The organism is Micromonospora sp. KC213, from assembly GCF_004348325.1.
Taxonomy (GTDB): Bacteria; Actinomycetota; Actinomycetes; order Mycobacteriales; family Micromonosporaceae; genus Micromonospora.
In genome coordinates this window covers 1-4828 of sequence record NZ_SMKF01000277.1, presented here as the reverse complement: position 1 = coordinate 4828, position 4828 = coordinate 1, and the positions used below count along the sequence as shown (strand labels likewise).

At 73.7% G+C, this 4828-nt stretch carries 8 protein-coding genes; 1 reads left to right on the top strand and 7 read right to left on the bottom strand.

Features of this window, described 5'->3' with window-relative positions; all coding sequences use genetic code 11:
• Positions 1–15: 15 nt before the first annotated feature.
• From E1166_RS29505 to E1166_RS29475, 7 genes are all read right to left on the bottom strand, one after another.
• Positions 16–621: a hypothetical protein gene (locus E1166_RS29505; protein ID WP_132343109.1), complete on the bottom strand. Its 606-nt coding sequence runs from the start codon at positions 619–621 to the stop codon at positions 16–18.
• A gap of 56 nt (positions 622–677) precedes the next feature.
• A complete protein-coding gene (locus E1166_RS29500; RefSeq protein WP_132269638.1) occupies positions 678–1073 on the bottom strand; it encodes a Fur family transcriptional regulator in 396 nt (131 codons plus the stop codon).
• Positions 1074–1146: 73 nt separating this feature from the next.
• Positions 1147–1452 (bottom strand): metalloregulator ArsR/SmtB family transcription factor, encoded by a 306-nt coding sequence (locus E1166_RS29495; RefSeq protein WP_132269635.1) that lies wholly within the window; start codon positions 1450–1452, stop codon positions 1147–1149.
• Positions 1453–1495: 43 nt separating this feature from the next.
• Positions 1496–2362 (bottom strand): metal ABC transporter permease, encoded by an 867-nt coding sequence (locus tag E1166_RS29490; protein WP_132343110.1) that lies wholly within the window; start codon positions 2360–2362, stop codon positions 1496–1498.
• A 2-nt stretch (positions 2363–2364) separates the two neighbouring features.
• A complete protein-coding gene (locus E1166_RS29485; RefSeq protein WP_132343108.1) occupies positions 2365–3126 on the bottom strand; it encodes a metal ABC transporter ATP-binding protein in 762 nt (253 codons plus the stop codon).
• Positions 3123–4085 carry a metal ABC transporter substrate-binding protein gene (locus tag E1166_RS29480; protein WP_132343107.1) on the bottom strand — a complete coding sequence of 321 codons (963 nt, stop codon included), beginning with the start codon at positions 4083–4085 and terminating at the stop codon, positions 3123–3125. The genes E1166_RS29485 and E1166_RS29480 overlap by 4 nt, the downstream gene beginning before the upstream one ends.
• Positions 4086–4139: 54 nt before the next feature.
• On the bottom strand, positions 4140–4397 hold the full coding sequence (locus tag E1166_RS29475) for a DUF6703 family protein (RefSeq protein ID WP_132269627.1): 258 nt from the start codon (positions 4395–4397) through the stop codon (positions 4140–4142).
• A 27-nt stretch (positions 4398–4424) separates the two neighbouring features.
• Between E1166_RS29475 and E1166_RS29470 the strand changes: the two genes are divergently transcribed.
• Entirely contained in the window at positions 4425–4766 is a 342-nt protein-coding gene (locus tag E1166_RS29470) for an antibiotic biosynthesis monooxygenase (protein WP_132343106.1), read from the top strand.
• The last annotated feature ends 62 nt before the right edge of the window (positions 4767–4828 follow it).

The following is a 4828-nucleotide window of genomic DNA, read 5'->3' as shown; positions in this document are numbered from 1 at the left end:
GGCCGGGGCGGGTGTTCAGCGAGAGCGGCGTAGGCCGAGCCGACGTAGCTCCAGCGCGGCGAGTGCGTCGACGGTGGCGTCGTCGCCGCGCCGCCACGCCCCGGCCACGTCCGGGGCGATTCTGGTCAGTCTGCCCAGCGGCTGGCCGGTCAGGGCGCGCAGGGCCAGCAGGTCCCGACCGGCCGGGGCGGCGGCGAGGGCCTTCGCCGAGGTGGCCCGGCGCATCCAGCGCAGCCGAAGCGGCAGCCAACCGAAGAGCACCAGCCCCAGCGGGAAGACCAGCACGGCGAGGCTCAGCGCCAGGGCGAGCTGACCGACCAGCTCCTGCTGGTCCCGACCGGCCTCGGCCATCGCCCGCGCGGCACCCGCCGCCCGCTCGAAGGGCCCGGTCAGCTCGTCGCCGACCAGCGGTACCCGGCCGACCTTGCCACCGGCCTCGGCCAGGTTGTCGGCGAGGCCACCGCTCGCCCCCTCCAGCTTCTCCCCGGGTACGGCGAGCTGCTGCACCAGGTCGTGCAACCACCGGGCGAACCGGATCGCCGCGTACACCCAGACGACCACGAGCAGGTCGGTGAGGAGTTGGCGGAGGAAGACGGGATAGCGATCAGCGTAGATCTTCACGTCGGACAGCCTGCCACGGCACGGCCGCCCCCGCACCGGCCAGCCGGCGCGGCCGATCAGCCGGCGCACTCCCGGCAGGTGCCGAAGATCTCCAGGGTGTGGCTGACGTCGGAGAAGCCGTGCTGGGCTGCCACCCGATCCGCCCATGCCTCCACGGTCGGGCCGGCCACCTCGACCGTCCGGCCGCAGGCCCGGCAGACCAGATGATGGTGGTGCCCCTCGCTGCACCGGCGGTAGAGGTGTTCCCCGCCGGGCGGGCGCATCACGTCGATCTCGCCCGCGTCGGCGAGCCCCTGCAACGTCCGGTAGACGGTGGTCAGCCCGACCCGCTCGCCCCGGTCCCGCAGCATGGCGTGCAGGTCCTGCGCGCTGTGGAAGCCCTCCACCTCGGCGAGCAGGGCGCTCACCGCCGTCCGCTGCCGGGTGTTGCGCAGCGCCGCTCCGTCGCTCATGCCGCTGCCACCTCCCTGCGGTCGGCGGCGGCCCGAGCCCCGGCCGCGCCGATGATCCGCTCGCTGTGCCCGCTCATGTCCGTGCTCCCTCCCCCGCGTGGCTGACCGCGTCGGCCACGATGTGCGCGACGTGCTCGTCGACCAGGGCGTACGCGATCTCACGGCCGCGCCGGGAGCCGCGCACCACCCCGGCGCCGCGCAGCACCCGCAGGTGCTGAGAGACCAGCGGTTGGGGAGCGCCGAGCGTCTCCACCAGTTCGTGCACGCACCGCTCACCCTGTGCCAGTTCGCTCACGATGGCCAGCCGGATCGGGGCCGCGAGGGCACGCAGCAGCTCACCCGCGCCCTCGTAGGCGTCGTACCCGTTCCTGCCGGTCACCCTGCAACGGTAACCAATACCGCGGACAGGCTGCCGGGCAGCGTCACCGCAGGACGACCTCGTGCGGTTCGGGGTGCGGCGCGGCGGCCGGAACGGCGCGGCGGCGCAGCACCCGCCAGGCCGCCGCGGCGACCGCAACCACCAGGAAGGAGGCGATGGCCAGCAGCACCACCGACGCGCCGGGGGCGGTGTCGGCGGTCGCCGCCACCCAGACCCCGGCACCGGCGGCGAAGAGGCCGAGCGCCATGGCCGCCGTCATGGTGGTGCGGAAGCCCCGGGTGACCTGCTGCGCGGTGGCCACCGGCACCACCATCAACGCGCTGATCAGCAGTACGCCGACGGCGCGCATGGCGATCGTGACGGTGACCGCGGTGGCGACCGCCAGCAGCAGGTTCAATGTCCGCACCGGCAGCCCGGAGACCCGGGCGTACTCCTCGTCGTGACAGACCGCGAAAAGCGCCGGCCGCAGCGCCAGCATGGTGATCAGGATGGCCGCGCCGAGCACCGCGATGGTGGTCAGGTCCTGTGGCGAGATGGTGGTCAACGAGCCGAACAGGTACGCGTTGAGGTTGGCGCTGGTGGCGTCGGAGAGCCCGACGAGCATCACCCCACCGGCGATGCCGCCGTAGAAGAGCAGCGCCAGGGCCAGGTCGCCGGAGGTGCGCCCCCGGGCCCGGACCAGTTCGATGGTGATCGCGCCGAGGGTGGCGACGATCACCGCGACCAGCACCGGGGAGCGGTTGAGCAGCAGCCCGGCGCCGACACCGGTCAGCGCCACGTGCCCGACCCCGTCGCCGATCAGGGCGAGCCGCCGCTGCACCAGGTAGATACCGAGCGCCGGGGCGGCCAGACCGATGACCAGGGCGCCGATCAGCGCGCGCTGCATGTACGGGTACTGGAAGAGTTCCATGGTCAGTTGCTCCACAGCCCGGCGGGCTCGTCGGGGCCGTGCGGGTGCACGTGGTCGTGGTCGGGCTCCGCGTGGTGCCCGGCGGGCTCGGGGACCGCGCCGTCGTGGGCGATACCGCCCTGGTGGACGACCACCGCCCGGCTGATCAGCGGGCGCAGCGGACCCAGCTCGTGGGCGACGAGCAGTACGGTGCCGCCGTCGGCGACGAAGGCGTGCAGCGCCCCGGCGAACGCCTCCTGGCTGGCCGCGTCCACCCCGGCGGTGGGCTCGTCGAGCACCAGCAGCTCCGGCCGGCCCGCCAGCGCCCGGGCGATCAGGGTGCGCTGCTGCTGACCGCCGGAGAGGGTGGCCACCGGGTCGCGGGCCCGGTCGGCGAGCCTGACCGCGTGCAGCGCCGCGTCGACGGCCTCCCGGTCGGCGCGGCCGGGTGGACGCAGCACTCCGCGCCGGGCGAGCCGGCCCGAGGCCACCACCTCCCGCACGGTGGCGGGTACGCCGCCGCCGGCGCCGAGCCGTTGCGGGACGTACCCGATGCGCTGCCACTGCCGGAACCGCCGCAGCGGGGTGCCGAACAGTTCGACGGTGCCGGCGGCCAGTGGGACCAGCCCGAGCGCCGCCCGGATCAGGGTGGACTTGCCGGAGCCGTTGGCGCCGAGGACGGCGACGACCTCTCCGGCGGTGACGGCCAGGGAGACGTCACGAAGCACGGGGCGGCCGTCGTAGCCGACCACCCCGTGCGTCACGGTGATGACAGGAGATGTCACGAGCAGCTCAACGCCGTCCTCAGGGTCGCCAGGTTGGTACGCATCACCGAAAGGTAGTCTCCGCCGTTGTCGCTGGACAGTCCCTCCAGCGGGTCGAGCACGGCGGTCTTCGCGCCGACCTCGGTGGCGATGGTCTCGGCGACCTTGGGGCTGACCAGCGTCTCGAAGAAGATCGTGGTGGCCTTGTGCTCCCGGGCCTCCTCGGCGACCTCGGCCAGCCGCTTCGGGCTGGGCTCGTTCTCCGGGCTCAGGCCGGCGATGCCCACCTGCTCCAGCTGGTAGCGGTCGGCGAGGTAGCCGAAGGCGGCGTGGCTGACCACGATCTCCCGGCGCTGGCAGGTCTTCAGCCCCGTGGCGAACTCGGTGTCGAGCTTCGCCAGGTCGCCGCGGAGCGTCGTGGCCCGGGCGGTGTAGTCGGCGGCGTGGTCCGGGTCGGCCTTGCCGAGCCGCTCGGCCAGCTTGTCGCCGACCGTGGCCAGCCGGGTGGGGTCGAGCCAGAGGTGCGGGTCGAGCCCACCGGCCTCTTCCTCATCGGCGTGGCCGGCCTCACCCTCGCCCTCGTGGTCGTGGCCACCGGCGGCGGCGGTCAGCAGCGGCTGCACGGTCGCCACGTCGAAGGCCCGGTCGCCGGCGTTCTGCGCGACGGCCTCGTCCACGGCCGGCTGGAAACCCTTGAGGTAGACGACCAGGTCGGCCTCGGCGACCTGCCCCACCTGGCCCGGGTTGAGTTCCAGGTCGTGCGGCTCGGCGCCCGGCTTGGCCAGGTTGGTCACGGTGACCGCGTCCCCGCCGATCCGCTGGGCGAGAAACTGCAGCGGGTAGAACGCCGCGACCACGTCGACTCGTTTCGGCTGCTGCGGGTCGGAGCCGGCATCCCCGGAGGAGCAGGCGGCCGTGCCGCCGAGGGCGAGCAGGGCGGTGGCGGCGGCCAGGGCGCGGGGAGCGGAGCGGAGGTTCATGGGATCCACTGTCCGCGGGAACGAGAATGATTGTCAAAAACGCATGATTGCATGTCAGAGCAGCTTCGCCAGCGCCACGGCGACCAGCAGGGTCAGCATCAGCAGCCGCACCACCCGGGCCGGCGGTGCCTGCACCGGCCAGGTCGTCGCCGTCAACCAGACCAGCCCGGCGGCCAGCGCCAGCAGCAGCACCCCGCCGACCGGACCGGGCGCGAAGAACGCCACCAGGACCAGCACCAGCGTGGCGAGGAACACCGACGTCGGGTTCGCCCGGGCCAACCGGGCCAGCAGGGGGCTCTGCGTACGCTGCATTCCACAGACTCTACGAGGAGGAACCCGGTGCAGGTGACCAACCGGTTCGTGGTCGACGTCGATGCCGCCGGCGGCTTCGTCGACCGGGCGCACGCCGCCCTCGCCGCCCTCGCTGCCCGCCCGGGCTACCTGCGTGGCGAACTCCTGCGGGCCCTCGACGACCCCCGGCACTGGTGTCTGCTCACCGAGTGGGAGTCGGTCGGCGCGTACCGCCGGGCGCTGGGCGGTTTCGACGTCAAAATCACCGCGGTGCCGCTGCTCGCCGAGTCGCTCGACGAGCCGTCGGCGTACGAAACGCTGGCCAGGGCCGCCCCCGCCGGGGAGGTGGTGGTCACGGCCAGCGATCGGGCCGCGCGTCCGCACCGCTGAGCGGCCGGCACTACCCTGCAACCTATGAACCCACCCGGCCCGGCAGTGTCCTCGCCGTACCC

Excerpts from the sequence above, each read along its gene's own strand:
- E1166_RS29500 (WP_132269638.1), bottom strand. The coding sequence starts at position 1,073 with ATGAGCGACGGAGCGGCGCTGCGCAACACCCGGCAGCGGACGGCGGTG.
- E1166_RS29475 (WP_132269627.1), bottom strand. The coding sequence starts at position 4,397 with ATGCAGCGTACGCAGAGCCCCCTGCTGGCCCGGTTGGCCCGGGCGAAC.
- E1166_RS29490 (WP_132343110.1), bottom strand. The coding sequence starts at position 2,362 with ATGGAACTCTTCCAGTACCCGTACATGCAGCGCGCGCTGATCGGCGCC.
- E1166_RS29480 (WP_132343107.1), bottom strand. The coding sequence starts at position 4,085 with ATGAACCTCCGCTCCGCTCCCCGCGCCCTGGCCGCCGCCACCGCCCTG.